Raw genomic sequence first — 15,808 nt, 5'->3', positions numbered from 1 at the left:
GAAACCTCGAGCTGACGCTGCCTAGCAGACTGACATTTTGATTAGATGTCGATCTCGAACTGTCGCGTGAAGTCGGTGGATTTCGCGGCGATCAGGTGGAATTGGCCGGAGCGCATGAGTTTGTCGAGGTTGGGGAAGTGGCCGGGGTTGTTGGGCAGGGCGATGAGCACGTAGTCCTGCCAGGGATTGGCGATGAAACCCTGCGTGTCGGCGGGCAGCTCGACGGGATCGGTCAGGGTGAGCGCGACGCCGTCGAAGCCGGAGTGGCGGGCGGTGGTCAGGGTGCGGACGCGGCGGCCTATGTGGGCACGCAATGCCTCCATGTCGCCTGCAAAGACTTGGGATGTGCGTATCCAGGCCATCTGATCGATCCGCCGCTATTTGCCCGCCGTCGCCATTGCCGAAACAGTTGTCATAAAAATAGGGGATGAATTACACCCCGGGCGCGTTCGTCCTGCCTCAACTTTGCCGCGATTTTGATCACAGGGCTGTGAGGTCCGGTTCGGCCGGGAAATACTAGCAGAGGATACAACTCCCATGAATAATAAGATCGTGCTGCCCGCCGCGTTTGCGGCTCTTCTGGCCCTCGCCGCCTGCGGTGATGCGCCCGCGCCCACCAGCGAAGCTCCGGCCACGGAAGCTCCGGCCGCCGAGACGCCTGCGGCTCCCGCCGAGCCCGCCGCGCCGGCCGCCGAAGCTCCGGCAGCAGAGGCTCCGGCTGCCGAGGCGGTGGAAGCCGTCCAGGACGCGATGCAGCAGGTGGAGAACCAGGCGGGCGCCATGCAGCAGCAGGTGGAGGCCGCCCAGCAGTAGCTCGAATCGATGAGTGACGCCGACAAGCAGGCCGCGGTCGCCGAGGCGCGCAAGGCCGCCGAGGATGCAGCCCGCGCCGCGGGCCTTGCCGCCGCGCAGATCACGCAGGCCGGCGACGCGGCCGAGAACGCCGCCAAGCAGGCCTTCGGCATCCAGTAAGCCGTACGAATCGGACCGCCGGCGGGCAGCCGGCGGTCCATATTCCAGTCCTGATCTATAGCTGTGGACCATCGGGCCCGTAGAGGTAGCACTGGACTTCGCCGACGAGCGGCAGCCAGGGCAGGCGGCGGGCAGTCCAGATTTCCGTATCCGGGCGCAGGCGCTCGGCCTCGTCGAGCGTTCCCAGGTGGAAGTCGACGTATCCCTCGAAGCGGTTGAGAAGGGGCGTGCCGCACTGCCGGCAACCGTGACGCGTCGCGGGAGGAGAGGAGCGGTAGCTCGTCAGGTTTTCCTCGCCCTCGATGACGGCCTTGTCCCCTTCGAAGAGAACGAAGACGCCGAAAGCCGAGCCAGTGTTGCGCCGGCAGGTGCGGCAGTGGCAGATCTCGATGCGGACGGGCGGGCCGAAGGCGCGGTAGCGGATGGCCCCGCACATGCAGCCGCCGGTCCATTCCTCCTCGGTCATATCCACTACTCCAGCCACTCGGTCACGAAGGTCGGGTTGGCGTGGATGTCGATCTGCTCGAGGACGCCCGGACCCAGATTGGTGAACTTGTGCGGCACGTTGGCGGGGGCGACGACGATCTGGCCCGCGGCGGCCTCGATCTCTTCATCGCCGAGCGTGAAGAGGGCGCGGCCCCGGCGCACGATGAAGGTTTCCGAATAAGGGTGTGTATGGAGGCGCGGGCCGCCGCCGGGCTTGTCGTAGGTGACGAAGATCACCGAAACCCCGGAACCATGGGCCGCGCCCTGCCATTCGCCGGACCAGGCGTCGGGCTTGTCGGCCCAGGCCGCACGGTCGACGACATGCTTCATGGAATGGTGACGAAGCTCGGCTGCTTGGGCAGGGCGTCGAACCGGCGCTGCAGCTCGAGCTGGCGGACCGAGCCGGCGAGCGAGTCGATCTGCGCCTTCATCTCCATCTCGTTGACCTTGTCGGTGATCACGCCGTGGTGGCAGAGCATTTCCTGCTTGCCGTTCTCGACATAGCGGCTGGCGCTGTTTTCCGGCACCGAGACGCAACGGGTCTGCGCCATGGCCGGGGAGGCGAGGGCGGCGAGGCAAACTGCGGCGATGAGGGCGAGCGTTCGCATGATGGTCTCCTTGCCCCAGAAAGATAATGCGCTTGCCGGCCGGCACAAGGCAACGCATTTGTCCGCGAGGGCGCGGGGCAGGCCGGATTTGGCGATTCAGATGTTGCAATCGCGGCCCAAAGCCACTAGATAGCCAACTCCCAGCCGTGCGGGATAACCGCGCGGCCTTTGGTTTTGCCTCGGGCGCAGCGAATTTCGCGGCCCTAAAAACGCAAAGTAGAGTCGCTGATGGCCCGGACGAACCCGATCACTTTCCTACAGCAGGTGCGGCAGGAAGTGTCGAAGGTGACCTGGCCGGGGCGGAACGAGGTTCTGATCTCGACTATCATGGTCATCGTCCTCGTGATCCTGGCGAGTCTCTTCTTTCTGGCGGCCGACCAGGTGATCTCCTGGTTCGTGCAGCTGATACTTTCGATCCGCTAAGTCGGTCGGTACTGGAATTTAGGAGCGGCGAGCCCTTCATGGCCAAGCGCTGGTACATCGTTCAGGCGTACTCGAACTTCGAGCGCAAAGTTGCTGATGCGATCAAGGAAAAGGTCGCGCAGCAGAAGCTCGAGCATCTGTTCGAGGACGTGATCGTTCCGACCGAAAAGGTCGTCGAGGTGCGGCGCGGCCGCAAGGTCGACGCCGAGCGCAAGTTCTTCCCGGGCTATGTGCTGGTGAAGATGGACATGACTGACCAGGCGTTCCACCTCATCAAGAACACCCCGAAGGTCACCGGGTTCCTGGGCGCGGACAACAAGCCGATGCCGATCTCGGAGGCCGAGGCGATGGCCATCCTGCAGCAGGTGCAGGAAGGCGTCGAGCATCCCAAGCCCTCGATCTCGTTCGAGGTGGGCGAGAGCGTGCGCGTCTCGGACGGGCCGTTCGCGAGCTTCAACGGCATCGTCGAGGAAGTCGACGAGGAGCGCAGCCGCCTCAAGGTGGAAGTTTCGATTTTCGGGCGCCCGACTCCGGTCGAGCTCGAATACGGGCAGGTCGAGAAGGTCTGATCCCGTAACCCGGAGCCTTTAGTTCCGGGAAATCTGTGGGAGAGGGTGGCGGACGCCAATCCGCCGGCTTGCCCTCGCACCACAGCGTCACAACTGTCCGCGTGACGGCGGACGCAGCGCCTGGAAACGGGCATTGGAAGGACGACTATGGCAAAGAAAATCGTGGGCTACATCAAGCTCCAGGTGCCGGCCGGCTCCGCGACCCCGTCGCCGCCGATCGGTCCTGCGCTCGGTCAGCGCGGCCTCAACATCATGGAATTCTGCAAGGCCTTCAACGCGGCCACGCAGGAGATGGAAAAGGGCTCGCCGATCCCGACCGTCATCACCGCCTATGCCGACAAGAGCTTCACCTTCGAGATGAAGCAGCCGCCGGTGACCTACTTCATCAAGAAGGCGCTCAACCTCAAGTCCGGCTCCAAGGTTCCGGGCAAGGAGAGCGCCGGCACGATCTCGCAGGCACAGCTGCGTGACATCGCCGAAAAGAAGATGAAGGACCTCAACGCCGACAACGTCGACGCCGCCATGTCGATGATCGCCGGTTCCGCCCGCTCCATGGGCATTCAGGTCGAGGGCTAAGGCAAATGGCAAAGATCGCTAAGAAGGTCGCGGCCGCCCGCGAGGGCATCGACCGCAAGAAGCTCTACAAGATCGAAGACGCCATCAAGATGGTCAAGGACCGGGCTTCGGCCAAGTTCGACGAGACCTTCGAGATCGCGCTCAACCTCGGCGTCGATCCGCGCCACGCCGACCAGATGGTCCGCGGCGTCGTCAACCTGCCGAACGGCACGGGCAAGACGGTGCGCGTCGCCGTGTTCGCCCGCGGCGACAAGGCCGAGGAAGCCAAGGCCGCCGGCGCGGACGTCGTCGGCGCCGATGACCTGGCCGAGCAGATCCAGGCCGGCAACATCAACTTCGACCGTTGCATCGCAACGCCGGACATGATGCCGCTGGTCGGGCGCCTCGGTAAGATCCTCGGGCCGCGCAACCTGATGCCGAACCCCAAGGTCGGCACCGTGACCCCGGACGTCGCCGGCGCCGTCAAGGCGGCCAAGGGCGGCGCGGTGGAGTTCCGCGTCGAGAAGGCCGGCATCCTGCACGCCGGCGTCGGCAAGGTCTCGTTCTCGGAAGCCCAGCTCCTCGAGAACATCAAGGCCTTCACGGACGCCGTGCAGAAGTCCAAGCCCGCGGGCGCCAAGGGCACCTACGTCAAGCGCGTGGCGGTCAGCTCCACCATGGGGCCGGGCGTCCACGTCGAGCCGGCTTCGGCTCTCTAACACAAGTTTCGGGCGGCTCCGGCCGTCCGTGACATCGGCCGGTTCGCCGGCCGATGAAGTCCTGTCCGAGACTGCCGGTTCGTCGCCATATGGCGGCGCTTAAATCCGCAAGGAGCCTGCATAGATGGGGTGAAGACCGAGATTTCCGGTCCTAAAAAGGGGCCGCGGGTTCCGGTTCGAACCAGGCCAAGCGTCCTCGTTTGAGGGCCAGCGGTTTACAGGCACGAAGGGGATGTCCTTTCGGGGACGTCCGGAACCGTTGCCTCCCCTCGCGGGGGTGACATTGGCAATGGTCCGGTGCTCGTCGCCGGGCCGAATGTGGAGACTAGCATTGGAAAGAGCGGAAAAGCGTGAAGTCGTCGCATCGCTCCAGTCGGCCCTCAGCCGCGCCGGATCGATCGTCGTTGCGCACAATACCGGCCTGTCCGTTGCCGAACTGACGGACCTGCGCGTGCAGGTCAAGCAGGCCGGCGGACAACTCAAGGTCGCCAAGAACCGCCTTGCCAAGCTCGCTCTCAAGGATACCGACAACGCGGACATCTCGGGCCTGTTCACCGGCCCGACGGTCATCGCATATGCGGAAGACCCGATGACGGCGCCCAAGATCGCGTCGAAGTTCGCCGACAAGAATCAGAAGTACGTGATTCTCGGCGGCGCCATGGGGGCAACCGCTCTTGACGTCAACAACGTCAAGGCGCTGGCCACGATGCCCTCGCTCGACGAACTGCGCGCCACGCTCGCCGGCATGCTCAAGCAGCCTGCCCAGCGTATCGCCTCGGTCGTCCAGGCACCGGGCGGCCAGATCGCCCGCGTGTTGTCGGCCTATGCCGAAAAGGGCGCAGCCTGACGCAAGGCTCGCATCCACTTGTTCGAACTGAAACGAAACACCATATAGGAACCATCAAATGGCTGATCTCGCCAAACTCGTAGACGAACTGTCGGCTCTCACCGTTCTCGAGGCTTCCGAGCTTTCCAAGCTCCTCGAGGAGAAGTGGGGCGTTTCGGCTGCGGCTCCCGTCGCCGTTGCCGCCGCTGGCGGTGGCGCTGCGGCTCCCGCTGCTGCTGCTGAGGAAAAGACCGAATTCGACGTGATCCTTGCCGCCTTCGGCGACAACAAGATCAACGTCATCAAGGAAGTCCGCGGCATCACCGGCCTCGGCCTCGGCGAAGCCAAGGCCCTGGTCGAAGGCGCTCCCAAGGCCGTCAAGGAAGGCGTGTCGAAGGCTGAGGCCGAAGACATCAAGAAGAAGCTGGAAGACGCCGGCGCCAAGGTCGAACTCAAGTAGTTCGCCGCGTTACGATAAATTTTTGGGGCGGCGCCATAGTGCCGCCTCATTTACCCCCATATGGAACATGTGGGGGGATTGCCGGATACCCCGGCAAGAGGTTGCGGAATAGAGTTTTCCAACGCGCTGAACCGAACCGAGGCGGTAACCGCCCGTTCGGCGATGCGCGTTTAGGGTGTGCTGGAATTCAGGTGATGTCGTCCTCCAAATGGTAGTTTCCCGCGCTTCCGGTGCTCGCGTGCCAGACGTACGCCGCGCCCCGGTTCCCGCAGGCCGCCATTTTCGGCTCGCCCTGACCTGAATCCCAGCACATCCAGTCGCCTAACCAGTTACGCAAGGGCATATGTCCCGATACCCGCCGGCTGATTGTCGGGTCTTTGGACATCTGCCTCCGAGACAAATCGCAAGGAAACAGGAGCTTTTATGGCTACCACGTTCAACGGCCGCCGCAAGGTCCGCAAATCTTTCGGCTCCATTCGCGAAGTCACGGAGATGCCCAATCTGATCGAGGTCCAGAAGGCCTCCTACGATCAGTTCCTTCTCGTCGACGAGCCCAAAGGTGGACGTCCCGACGAGGGATTGCAGGCTGTTTTCCGTTCGGTCTTTCCCATCACCGACTTCTCCAACACCGCTTCTCTCGAATTCGTGAAGTACGAGTTCGAGCAGCCCAAGTATGACGTCGACGAATGCCGGCAGCGCGACATGACCTTCGCTGCGCCGCTCAAGGTCACGCTGCGTCTCATCGTCTTCGAAGTGGACGAGGAAACGGGCGCGCGCTCCGTCAAGGACATCAAGGAGCAGGACGTCTACATGGGCGACATGCCGTTCATGACCTCGAACGGCACCTTCATCGTCAACGGCACCGAGCGCGTCATCGTCTCGCAGATGCACCGTTCGCCGGGCGTCTTCTTCGACCATGACAAGGGCAAGACCCATTCGTCGGGCAAGCTCCTGTTCGCCGGCCGCATCATCCCGTATCGCGGGTCCTGGCTCGACATCGAGTTCGACGCCAAGGACATCGTCTATGCGCGCATCGACCGCCGCCGCAAGATTCCGGTGACCTCGCTCCTCAAGGCGCTGGGCATGGATGCCGAGGAAATCCTCGACACCTATTACACCAAGCTCACCTACGAGAAGACCGACAAGGGCTGGCGCGTCCCGTACGATGCCGAGAAGTGGAAGGGCGCAAAACCCACCCATGACCTCGTCGACGCCAAGACCGGCGACGTCGTGCACGAAGGCGGCAAGAAGCTCTCGGCTCGCCAGGCCAAGAAGCTCGCCGAGAACGGCCTGACGCACCTGCTCGCGGTCAACGAGGACCTCTTGGGCATGTATGTGGCCGAGGACCTGGTGAACCTCAAGACCGGCGAGATCTATGTGGAGGCGGGCGAGGAGCTCGACGAAAAGCTGCTCAACAAGCTCGTCGACCTCGGGTTCGACGAGCTGCCGATCCTCGACATCGACCACGTCACCATCGGCGCCTACATCCGCAACACGCTGGCCGTCGACAAGAACGAGAGCCGCGAGGACGCGCTCTTCGACATTTACCGCGTGATGCGTCCGGGTGAGCCGCCGACGCTGGATACGGCCGAGGCCATGTTCCAGTCGCTGTTCTTCGACAGCGAGCGCTACGACCTGTCGGCCGTCGGCCGCGTCAAGATGAACATGCGCCTCGAGCTCGACGCGCCCGACACCATGCGTACGCTCCGCAAGGAAGACATCGTCGAGGTGGTGCGCACGCTCGTCAACCTGCGCGACGGTCGCGGCGAGATCGACGACATCGACAATCTCGGCAACCGGCGCGTGCGTTCGGTGGGCGAGCTGATGGAGAATTCCTATCGGCTGGGGCTCCTGCGCATGGAGCGCGCCATCAAGGAGCGCATGTCGTCGGTCGAGATCGACACGGTCATGCCGCAGGACCTGATCAACGCCAAGCCGGCGGCCGCTGCCGTGCGCGAGTTCTTCGGTTCCTCGCAGCTCAGCCAGTTCATGGACCAGACCAACCCGCTCTCCGAAGTGTCGCACAAGCGGCGCCTGTCGGCCCTCGGGCCGGGCGGTCTCACCCGTGAGCGCGCCGGCTTCGAGGTGCGCGACGTGCACCCGACGCACTATGGCCGCATCTGCCCGATCGAGACGCCGGAAGGCCCGAACATCGGCCTGATCAACAACCTGGCGACCTACGCCCACGTCAACAAGTACGGCTTCATCGAGACGCCGTACCGCAAGATCGTGGACGGCAAGGTGACCAACGAGGTCGTCTACCTCTCGGCCATGGAAGAGGCCAAGCACTACGTGGCCCAGGCGAGCGCGCCCCTCAACGCGAAGGGCGAGTTCACCCAGGACCTGGTGGTGGCGCGCCATGCCGGCGACAACGGGCTGACCCCCAAGGAGACCGTCGACCTGATGGACGTGTCGCCCAAGCAGGTCATCTCGGTCGCCGCCTCGCTGATCCCGTTCCTCGAGAACGACGACGCCAACCGCGCGCTGATGGGCTCGAACATGCAGAAGCAGGCGGTGCCGCTGCTGCGTGCCGAAGCTCCGTTCGTGGGCACCGGCATGGAGCCGGTCGTGGCTCGTGACTCGGGCGCGGCGATCGTCGCCAAGCGCAAGGGTATCGTCGACCAGGTGGATGCGACCCGTATCGTCATCCGCGCCACGGAAGAGACCGATGCCTCCAAGTCCGGCGTCGACATCTACAACCTGATGAAGTTCCAGCGCTCGAACCAGTCGACCTGCATCAACCAGCGTCCGCTGGTGGTGGTGGGCGACCATGTCGAGGCCGGCGACATCGTGGCCGACGGCCCGTCGACGGAGCTGGGCGACCTCGCTCTCGGGCGGAACGTGCTCGTCGCGTTCATGCCGTGGAACGGCTACAACTTCGAAGACTCGATCCTCTTGTCCGAGCGGATCAGCATGAACGACGTCTTCACCTCGATCCACATCGAGGAATACGAAGTGATGGCCCGCGACACCAAGCTCGGTCCCGAGGAAATCACCCGCGACATCCCGAACGTCTCGGAAGAAGCCCTCAAGAACCTCGACGAGGCGGGCATCGTCCATATCGGCGCCGAGGTGCAGGCGGGCGACATCCTCGTCGGCAAGATCACGCCGAAGGGCGAGAGCCCGATGACGCCGGAGGAAAAGCTCCTGCGCGCCATCTTCGGCGAGAAGGCCTCGGACGTTCGCGATACGTCGCTGCGCGTGCCCCCGGGCGACGCCGGCACCGTGGTCGAGGTGCGCGTCTTCAACCGGCACGGCATCGACAAGGACGAGCGCGCCATGGCCATCGAGCGCGAGGAAATCGAGCGCCTGGCCAAGGACCGCGACGACGAGCAGTCGATCCTCGACCGCAACGTCTATGCGCGTCTGAAGGAGATGCTGTTCGGCAAGGTGGCGACCTCGGGCCCGAAGGGGTACGTGACCGGCACCAAGCTCAACGACTCGATCTTCGAGGCCCAGCCGCGGTCCAAGTGGTGGCAGTTCGCCGTCGAGGACGACAAGGTGATGGCCGAGATGGAAGCCCTCCACGCCCAGTACGAGGAGAGCCGGCGTCTGCTCGAGCAGCGCTTCATCGACAAGGTGGACAAGCTCCAGCGCGGCGATGAGCTGCCTCCGGGCGTCATGAAGATGGTCAAGGTCTTCGTCGCGACCAAGCGCAAGCTGCAGCCCGGCGACAAGATGGCCGGCCGCCACGGCAACAAGGGCGTGGTCAGCCGCATCGTCCCCGTCGAGGACATGCCGTATCTCGAAGACGGCACCTCGGTCGACATCGTGCTCAATCCGCTGGGCGTTCCGAGCCGCATGAACGTCGGCCAGATCCTCGAGACGCATCTCGGCTGGGCCTGTGCGGGCGTCGGCCGGAAGATCGACCAGATGGTCAAGGCCTACCAGGCCAAGGGCGACCTGACGCCGCTGCGCAAGGAGATCGGTGATCTCTTCGGCGATGACGACACGATCGGCGATCTCGACGACGACGGCGTCGTCCGGCTCGGCGAGCATCTCTCGAAAGGCATTTCCATCGCGACGCCCGTCTTCGACGGCGCCAAGGAAGCCGACATCGTCGAGATGCTGGAGCGGGCAGGGCTCAACGGCTCGGGCCAGTCGGTCGTCTATGACGGGCGCACCGGCGAGCAGTTCGACCGTCCGGTGACCGTGGGCTACATCTATATGCTCAAGCTCCACCACCTCGTCGACGACAAGATCCACGCCCGTTCGATCGGTCCGTACTCGCTCGTCACCCAGCAGCCGCTGGGCGGCAAGGCCCAGTTCGGCGGCCAGCGTTTCGGCGAAATGGAGGTGTGGGCGCTCGAAGCCTATGGCGCCGCCTACACGCTCCAGGAAATGCTGACCATCAAGTCGGACGACGTGGCCGGGCGCACCAAGGTCTACGAGGCCATCGTGCGCGGCGACGACACCTTCGAAGCGGGGATCCCGGAAAGCTTCAACGTCCTGGTCAAGGAAATCCGTTCCCTGGGCCTCAATGTCGAGCTCGACATGCGGGTCAACGACAACGAGCCCAACCAGGCCGAAGAGCTCGCACCTCCTCAGGACGCGGCGGAATAAGCAGCCTGCCGAGCCCTACCCATCAACGCGTCCGACGGCCGGGTGAGAAACCCGGCCGGGCGGACCGAGGAGAGAACTGATGAATCATCATTCCCACGTCATGGACCCCTTCAATCCGCAGGTTCCGGCGCAGACCTTCGACCAGATGAAGATCAACATCGCCAGCCCGGAGAAGATCCTTTCCTGGTCCTATGGCGAGATCAAGAAGCCCGAGACCATCAACTACCGCACGTTCAAGCCCGAGCGTGACGGCCTCTTCTGCGCGCGCATCTTCGGGCCGGTGAAGGACTACGAGTGCCTTTGCGGCAAGTACAAGCGCATGAAGTTCAAGGGCGTCATCTGCGAGAAGTGCGGCGTCGAGGTCACCCTGTCGCGCGTGCGCCGCGAGCGCATGGGCCACATCGAGCTGGCCGCGCCCGTCGCCCACATCTGGTTCCTGAAGTCGCTGCCGAGCCGCATCGCGCTTCTGCTCGACATGACCTTGAAGGACATCGAGCGCGTTCTCTACTTCGAGAACTATGTCGTGCTCGACCCCGGCCTGACGCCGTTCTCGCAGAACGAGCTCATGACCGAAGAGCAGTATATCGACGCCCAGGACGAGTATGGGGCCGACAGCTTCACCGCCAAGATCGGCGCCGAGGCCATCCGCAACATGCTCATGGCGCTCGACCTGGAGAAGATCGCCGCGGACCTGCGCGTCGAAATTGCCGAGTCGACGACGGAACTTAAGCCCAAGAAGCTCGCCAAGCGCTTGAAGATCGTCGAGCAGTTCATCGTCTCGGGCAACAAGCCCGAGTGGATGATCATGACCGTCGTGCCGGTCATTCCGCCGGAGCTGCGCCCGCTGGTGCCGCTCGACGGCGGCCGGTTCGCCACGTCCGACCTCAACGACCTCTATCGCCGCGTCATCAACCGCAACAACCGGTTGAAGCGCCTGATCGAGCTCAAGGCCCCGGACATCATCATCCGCAACGAGAAGCGCATGCTGCAGGAAGCTGTGGATGCTCTCTTCGACAACGGCCGGCGCGGGCGCACCATCACGGGCGCCAACAAGCGTCCGCTGAAGTCGCTTTCGGACATGCTCAAGGGCAAGCAGGGCCGGTTCCGCCAGAATCTCCTCGGCAAGCGCGTCGACTACTCGGGCCGTTCGGTGATTACCGTCGGTCCGAACCTGAAGCTGCACCAGTGCGGCCTGCCCAAGAAGATGGCGCTCGAGCTCTTCAAGCCGTTCATCTACTCGCGGCTCGAGGCCAAGGGCTTCTCGTCGACCGTCAAGCAGGCCAAGAAGCTCGTCGAGAAGGAAAAGCCGGAAGTCTGGGACATCCTCGACGAGGTGATCCGCGAGCATCCGGTTCTGCTGAACCGCGCGCCGACGCTCCACCGTCTCGGCATCCAGGCGTTCGAGCCGATCCTCATCGAAGGTAAGGCGATCCAGCTGCACCCGCTCGTCTGCTCGGCGTTCAACGCCGACTTCGACGGCGACCAGATGGCCGTGCACGTCCCGCTGTCGCTCGAGGCGCAGCTGGAAGCACGCGTCTTGATGATGTCGACCAACAACATCCTGCACCCGGCCAACGGACAGCCGATCATCGTGCCGAGCCAGGACATCGTGCTGGGACTCTACTACCTCTCGCTCATGAACGAGAACGAGCCGGGCGAAGGCATGACCTTCGGCTCGATGGCCGAACTCGAGCATGCGCTCGACAACAAGATCGTGACGCTCCACACCAAGATCAAAGCCCGCGTGCCGGCCTTTGACGCGGAGGGGAACAAGACGACCGAGATCGTCGAGACAACCCCCGGCCGCATGATGATCGGGCAGATCCTGCCCAAGCATCCGGCGGTGCCGTTCGCCACGGCCAACCAGCTGATGACCAAGAAGATGATCTCCAAGATGATCGACACGGTCTATCGCGGCTGCGGCCAGAAGGAGACGGTCATCTTCTGCGACCGCGTCATGCAGCTCGGGTTCACCCAGGCGTGCAAGGCGGGCATCTCGTTCGGCAAGGACGACATGGTCATCCCGCCGAGCAAGTACGGGATCGTGGAAGCCGCGCGCAAGCAGGTCGAGGAGTTCGAGCAGCAGTACAACGACGGCCTCATCACCCAGGGCGAGAAGTACAACAAGGTTGTCGACGCCTGGGCCAAGTGCGGCGACAAGGTCGCCGAAGAGATGATGAAGGGCATCGCCACCGTCCAGTTCGACGAGGAGACCAAGCGGCAGCGTCCGATCAACTCGGTCTACATGATGAGCCACTCGGGCGCGCGCGGTTCGCCGGCGCAGATGAAGCAGCTCGCCGGCATGCGCGGCCTGATGGCGCGTCCGGACGGCTCGATCATCGAGACCCCGATCACCGCCAACTTCAAGGAAGGCCTGACCGTGCTCGAGTACTTCAACTCGACCCACGGCGCCCGCAAGGGCCTGGCCGACACCGCCCTGAAGACGGCGAACTCGGGTTACCTCACCCGTCGTCTCGTCGACGTGGCCCAGGACGCGATCATCGTGACCGAGGATTGCGGCACCGAGAATGGCCTCACCATGGAAGCGATCGTCGATGCCGGCCAGATCGTGGCCTCGCTCGGCCAGCGCATCCTCGGCCGCACGGCCGCCGACGACATCTTCCACCCGCTCTCGGGTGAGATGATCGCGGCACGGGGCACGCTGCTGGAAGAGAGCCATGTCGACGTCATCGAGGCGGCCCGCATCCAGACGGTGCGCATCCGCTCGCCGCTGACCTGCGAGATGCGCCAGGGGTGCTGCGCGGCCTGTTACGGACGTGACCTCGCCCGCGGCACGCCGGTCAACATCGGTGAAGCGGTCGGCGTCATCGCCGCCCAGTCGATCGGCGAGCCGGGCACGCAGCTCACCATGCGCACGTTCCACATCGGTGGCACGGCGCAGGTGGTCGACTCCTCGTTCCTCGAGGCCGGCGCCGAAGGCAAGATCGTCATCCGCAACGCCAACGTCGCCAAGATCGGCGACGGCAAGCTGGTGGTGATGGCCCGTAACGTGTCGCTCGCCATCGTCGATGCCGAGGGCAAGGAGCGCGCCACGCACCGCGTGACCTACGGCTCCAAGCTTCTCGTCAAGGAAGGCGACGAGGTGCGTCGCGGCCAGCGTCTGGCCGAGTGGGACCCCTACACCCGTCCGATCCTGGCGGAAGTCGAGGGCGAGGTGGTGTTCGAGGACCTGGTGGACGGCGCGTCGGTGGCGGAAACCACCGACGAGGCGACGGGCTTCACCAAGCGCGTCGTTTCCGACTGGCGCACCAGCCAGCGCGGCGAGGGGCTCAAGCCCGCTCTCGCGGTGGCGCGCGGCGGCACCGTCGTCAAGCTGGACCGCGGCGGCGAAGCCCGGTACCTGCTCTCTGTCGACGCGGTCATCGCGACCGAGCCGGGCGAGAAGGTCTCGCCGGGCGACGTGCTGGCCCGTATCCCGCTCGAAAGCGCCAAGACCAAGGACATCACGGGCGGCCTGCCGCGCGTGGCGGAACTGTTCGAGGCGCGCCGTCCCAAGGACCACGCGATCATCGCCGAAATCAGCGGCACCATCCGCTTCGGGCGCGACTACAAGAACAAGCGTCGCGTGATCGTGGAGCCCATGGAAGACGGCGCCGATCCGGTCGAGTACCTCATCCCGAAGGGCAAGCCTTTCCATCTCCAGGAAGGCGACACCATCGAGAAGGGCGAGTACATCATGGACGGCAACCCGGCCCCGCACGACATCCTTGCCATCAAGGGCGTCGAGGAGCTGGCGCGCTATCTCGTCAACGAGATCCAGGAGGTCTACCGCCTGCAGGGCGTGCTCATCAACGACAAGCACATCGAGGTGATCGTTCGCCAGATGCTGCAGAAGGTCGAGATCGTCGAGCCCGGCGATTCCGGTCTTCTCAAGGACGAGCAGATCGACCGGCTGGACTTCGACGAGCTCAACGACCAGCTGGTGGCCGAGGGCAAGAAGCCGGCGACCGCCAACCCGGTGCTGCTCGGCATCACCAAGGCGTCGCTGCAGACCCGCTCGTTCGTGTCGGCCGCCTCGTTCCAGGAAACCACCCGCGTCCTCACCGAGGCGGCGGTTTCCGGCAAGGCCGACCTTCTGGAAGGCCTCAAGGAGAACGTCATCGTCGGCCGCCTCATCCCGGCGGGCACCGGCGCGGGCATCTCCCAGGCCAAGGCGATCGCCGCCAAGCGCGACGACCTCATCCTCGAGGAGCGCCGCCGGCAGGCTTCGACCGCCGCGATTCCAGCGCCCGCCGCCGAATAAGCGGCTGGCAATCGCAACGACTTGGGAAGAGGGGGCCTGACGGCCCCCTTTTTCTTTGAGTTTGTCCGCCTTTGCAGGGAGTCATGGGCGCGTCATCGGAAAGCGCTTTAGTCCTCCTCCCATTCCCTGGAGGCTTCCCCCAATGCGTTCCTGCCTTGCGCTTCTTTCCTCTCTTGCCGTTGCCCTCGGCACCGGCGCCGTTACCGCCCAGGATGCGGCGCCGGCCGCGCCCGAGTTCATCGGACAGATCGTGCTGCCGACCGGCCTCAAGATCGAAGGCGTCGAGTTCGGCGGCATCTCGGGCATCGACTACGATGAAGCCAACGACCTCTTCTACGCCATCTCGGACGACCGCTCGCAGCGCGCGCCGGCGCGGTTTTATACGCTGAAGCTCGTCTTTGCAGAGGACCAACTGACCGGCCTCGATATCGTCTCGACCCATACGCTCACGGGTGAGGACGGCGAGCCGTTCGCCGAAGGCGGCGTCGATCCGGAAGCGATCCGGTTCGATGCAGAGGGGCAGCGGCTCTTCTGGTCGAGCGAGGGCGACGCGGAGGGCAGGCCGGCGGTCCACGAGGCCGATCTCACCGGCAAGACCGTGCGCAGCTTCGAGATTCCCGATGCGTACCTGCCCGACGGCGCCGAGACAAACGGCATCTTCGGCAATCTCGCCTTCGAGAGCCTGACGCTTTCGGGCGACGGCCGAGAGCTTCTCGCCGGCACCGAGAACGCGCTCGCCCAGGACGGCGCCAAGGCGACGCTCGAAGCGGGCAGCCCCTCGCGCATCATCGTCTTCGATACCGAGAGCGGCGCTGTGTCGGCCGAGTACATCTACGAGACCGATCCGATCGCGGTCGAGGCGACGGAGGAGCCGGGGTACAACGACAACGGCCTTTCCGAATTCCTGATGCTCTCCGGCGGGCGGCTGCTGACGGTCGAGCGCAGCTTCGGCAGCGGGGTGGGCAACACCATCGCCTTCTACGTCACCAGCCTCGAGGGCGCGACGGACATCGCCGGCATGGAGTCCATCGAGGGGCAGGAGGTACAGTCGGCAACCAAGACGCACTGGTTCACCATTGCCGAAGGCGATTTCGGTCTCGACATCGACAACATCGAGTCCGTCTCGTTCGGCCCGCAGGTCGGCGGGCGTCCGACGCTGGTCATCGCCTCGGACAACAACTTCAACCCGGTCGGGCAGTTCACGCAGTTCGTTGTGTTCTCCGTACCGGAGCTTTAGCCTGCCTTACCATACAAACCAAGGCCCCCTCACCCGGCGCTGCGCGCCGACCTCTCCCCCAAGGGAGAGGTGAAGAGGGCATAGCTGTCCGGGAGTCAGCACCTCTCCCTTTTGGGGGAGAGGCCG

Annotated in this window: 15 protein-coding genes; 11 read left to right on the top strand and 4 right to left on the bottom strand. The window is 64.4% G+C overall.

From position 1 onward, the window contains the following. Window positions 1-41 precede the first annotated feature (41 nt). Entirely contained in the window at window positions 42-362 is a 321-nt protein-coding gene (locus VE25_RS04960) for a hypothetical protein (RefSeq protein WP_152664510.1), read from the bottom strand. Between the two features lie 175 nt (window positions 363-537). Here VE25_RS04960 and VE25_RS04955 point away from each other — a divergent pair, with 175 nt between their 5' ends. Together VE25_RS04955 and VE25_RS22910 are read left to right on the top strand one after the other, a co-directional pair. Then, window positions 538-813: a hypothetical protein gene (locus tag VE25_RS04955; protein ID WP_046107494.1), complete on the top strand. Its 276-nt coding sequence runs from the start codon at window positions 538-540 to the stop codon at window positions 811-813. Between the two features lie 9 nt (window positions 814-822). Then, entirely contained in the window at window positions 823-972 is a 150-nt protein-coding gene (locus tag VE25_RS22910) for a hypothetical protein (RefSeq protein WP_160299949.1), read from the top strand. Between the two features lie 55 nt (window positions 973-1,027). On the opposite strand, the gene VE25_RS04950 is transcribed toward VE25_RS22910, so the two are convergent. From VE25_RS04950 to VE25_RS04940, 3 genes are read right to left on the bottom strand one after another with little or no spacing between them, the layout of a single operon-like run. After that, window positions 1,028-1,438, bottom strand: a complete 411-nt coding sequence (locus tag VE25_RS04950; protein ID WP_046107493.1) for a GFA family protein — start codon at window positions 1,436-1,438, stop codon at window positions 1,028-1,030. A gap of 5 nt (window positions 1,439-1,443) precedes the next feature. Then, on the bottom strand, window positions 1,444-1,788 hold the full coding sequence (locus tag VE25_RS04945; protein WP_046107492.1) for a cupin domain-containing protein: 345 nt from the start codon (window positions 1,786-1,788) through the stop codon (window positions 1,444-1,446). Then, window positions 1,785-2,066, bottom strand: a complete 282-nt coding sequence (locus tag VE25_RS04940) for a hypothetical protein (RefSeq protein ID WP_046107491.1) — start codon at window positions 2,064-2,066, stop codon at window positions 1,785-1,787. The genes VE25_RS04945 and VE25_RS04940 overlap by 4 nt, the downstream gene beginning before the upstream one ends. 225 nt (window positions 2,067-2,291) lie before the next feature. On the opposite strand from VE25_RS04940, the gene secE reads away from it, so the two are divergent. The 9 genes from secE to VE25_RS04895 all read left to right on the top strand — a co-directional run bounded on the left by secE (window position 2,292) and on the right by VE25_RS04895 (window position 15,682). Continuing rightward, complete coding sequence (secE, locus tag VE25_RS04935; RefSeq protein WP_046107490.1) at window positions 2,292-2,489, top strand: preprotein translocase subunit SecE; 198 nt, start codon at window positions 2,292-2,294, stop codon at window positions 2,487-2,489. A 38-nt stretch (window positions 2,490-2,527) separates the two neighbouring features. Next, the gene (nusG, locus tag VE25_RS04930) at window positions 2,528-3,058 is read left to right on the top strand and encodes a transcription termination/antitermination protein NusG (protein ID WP_046107489.1); all 531 of its coding nucleotides are present in this window, start codon (window positions 2,528-2,530) and stop codon (window positions 3,056-3,058) included. 147 nt (window positions 3,059-3,205) lie between these two features. Further along, window positions 3,206-3,634 carry a 50S ribosomal protein L11 gene (gene rplK, locus VE25_RS04925; protein ID WP_046107488.1) on the top strand — a complete coding sequence of 143 codons (429 nt, stop codon included), beginning with the start codon at window positions 3,206-3,208 and terminating at the stop codon, window positions 3,632-3,634. Between the two features lie 5 nt (window positions 3,635-3,639). Next, window positions 3,640-4,332, top strand: coding sequence for a 50S ribosomal protein L1 (rplA, locus tag VE25_RS04920; RefSeq protein ID WP_046107487.1), 693 nt, complete (start codon window positions 3,640-3,642; stop codon window positions 4,330-4,332). Window positions 4,333-4,663: 331 nt separating this feature from the next. Next, entirely contained in the window at window positions 4,664-5,179 is a 516-nt protein-coding gene (rplJ, locus tag VE25_RS04915; RefSeq protein WP_046107486.1) for a 50S ribosomal protein L10, read from the top strand. Window positions 5,180-5,237: 58 nt separating this feature from the next. Beyond that, window positions 5,238-5,618, top strand: a complete 381-nt coding sequence (gene rplL / locus VE25_RS04910; protein ID WP_046107485.1) for a 50S ribosomal protein L7/L12 — start codon at window positions 5,238-5,240, stop codon at window positions 5,616-5,618. 423 nt (window positions 5,619-6,041) lie between these two features. Then, on the top strand, window positions 6,042-10,181 hold the full coding sequence (gene rpoB / locus VE25_RS04905; RefSeq protein WP_046107484.1) for a DNA-directed RNA polymerase subunit beta: 4,140 nt from the start codon (window positions 6,042-6,044) through the stop codon (window positions 10,179-10,181). 79 nt (window positions 10,182-10,260) lie between these two features. Further along, entirely contained in the window at window positions 10,261-14,445 is a 4,185-nt protein-coding gene (rpoC, locus tag VE25_RS04900; protein ID WP_046107483.1) for a DNA-directed RNA polymerase subunit beta', read from the top strand. 142 nt (window positions 14,446-14,587) lie between these two features. Further along, window positions 14,588-15,682 carry an esterase-like activity of phytase family protein gene (locus VE25_RS04895; protein WP_046107482.1) on the top strand — a complete coding sequence of 365 codons (1,095 nt, stop codon included), beginning with the start codon at window positions 14,588-14,590 and terminating at the stop codon, window positions 15,680-15,682. The last annotated feature ends 126 nt before the right edge of the window (window positions 15,683-15,808 follow it).

This window comes from Devosia geojensis, from assembly GCF_000969415.1.
GTDB classification, from domain to species: Bacteria; Pseudomonadota; Alphaproteobacteria; order Rhizobiales; family Devosiaceae; genus Devosia; species Devosia geojensis.
This window is presented reverse-complemented; position numbering and strand designations above follow the sequence as displayed.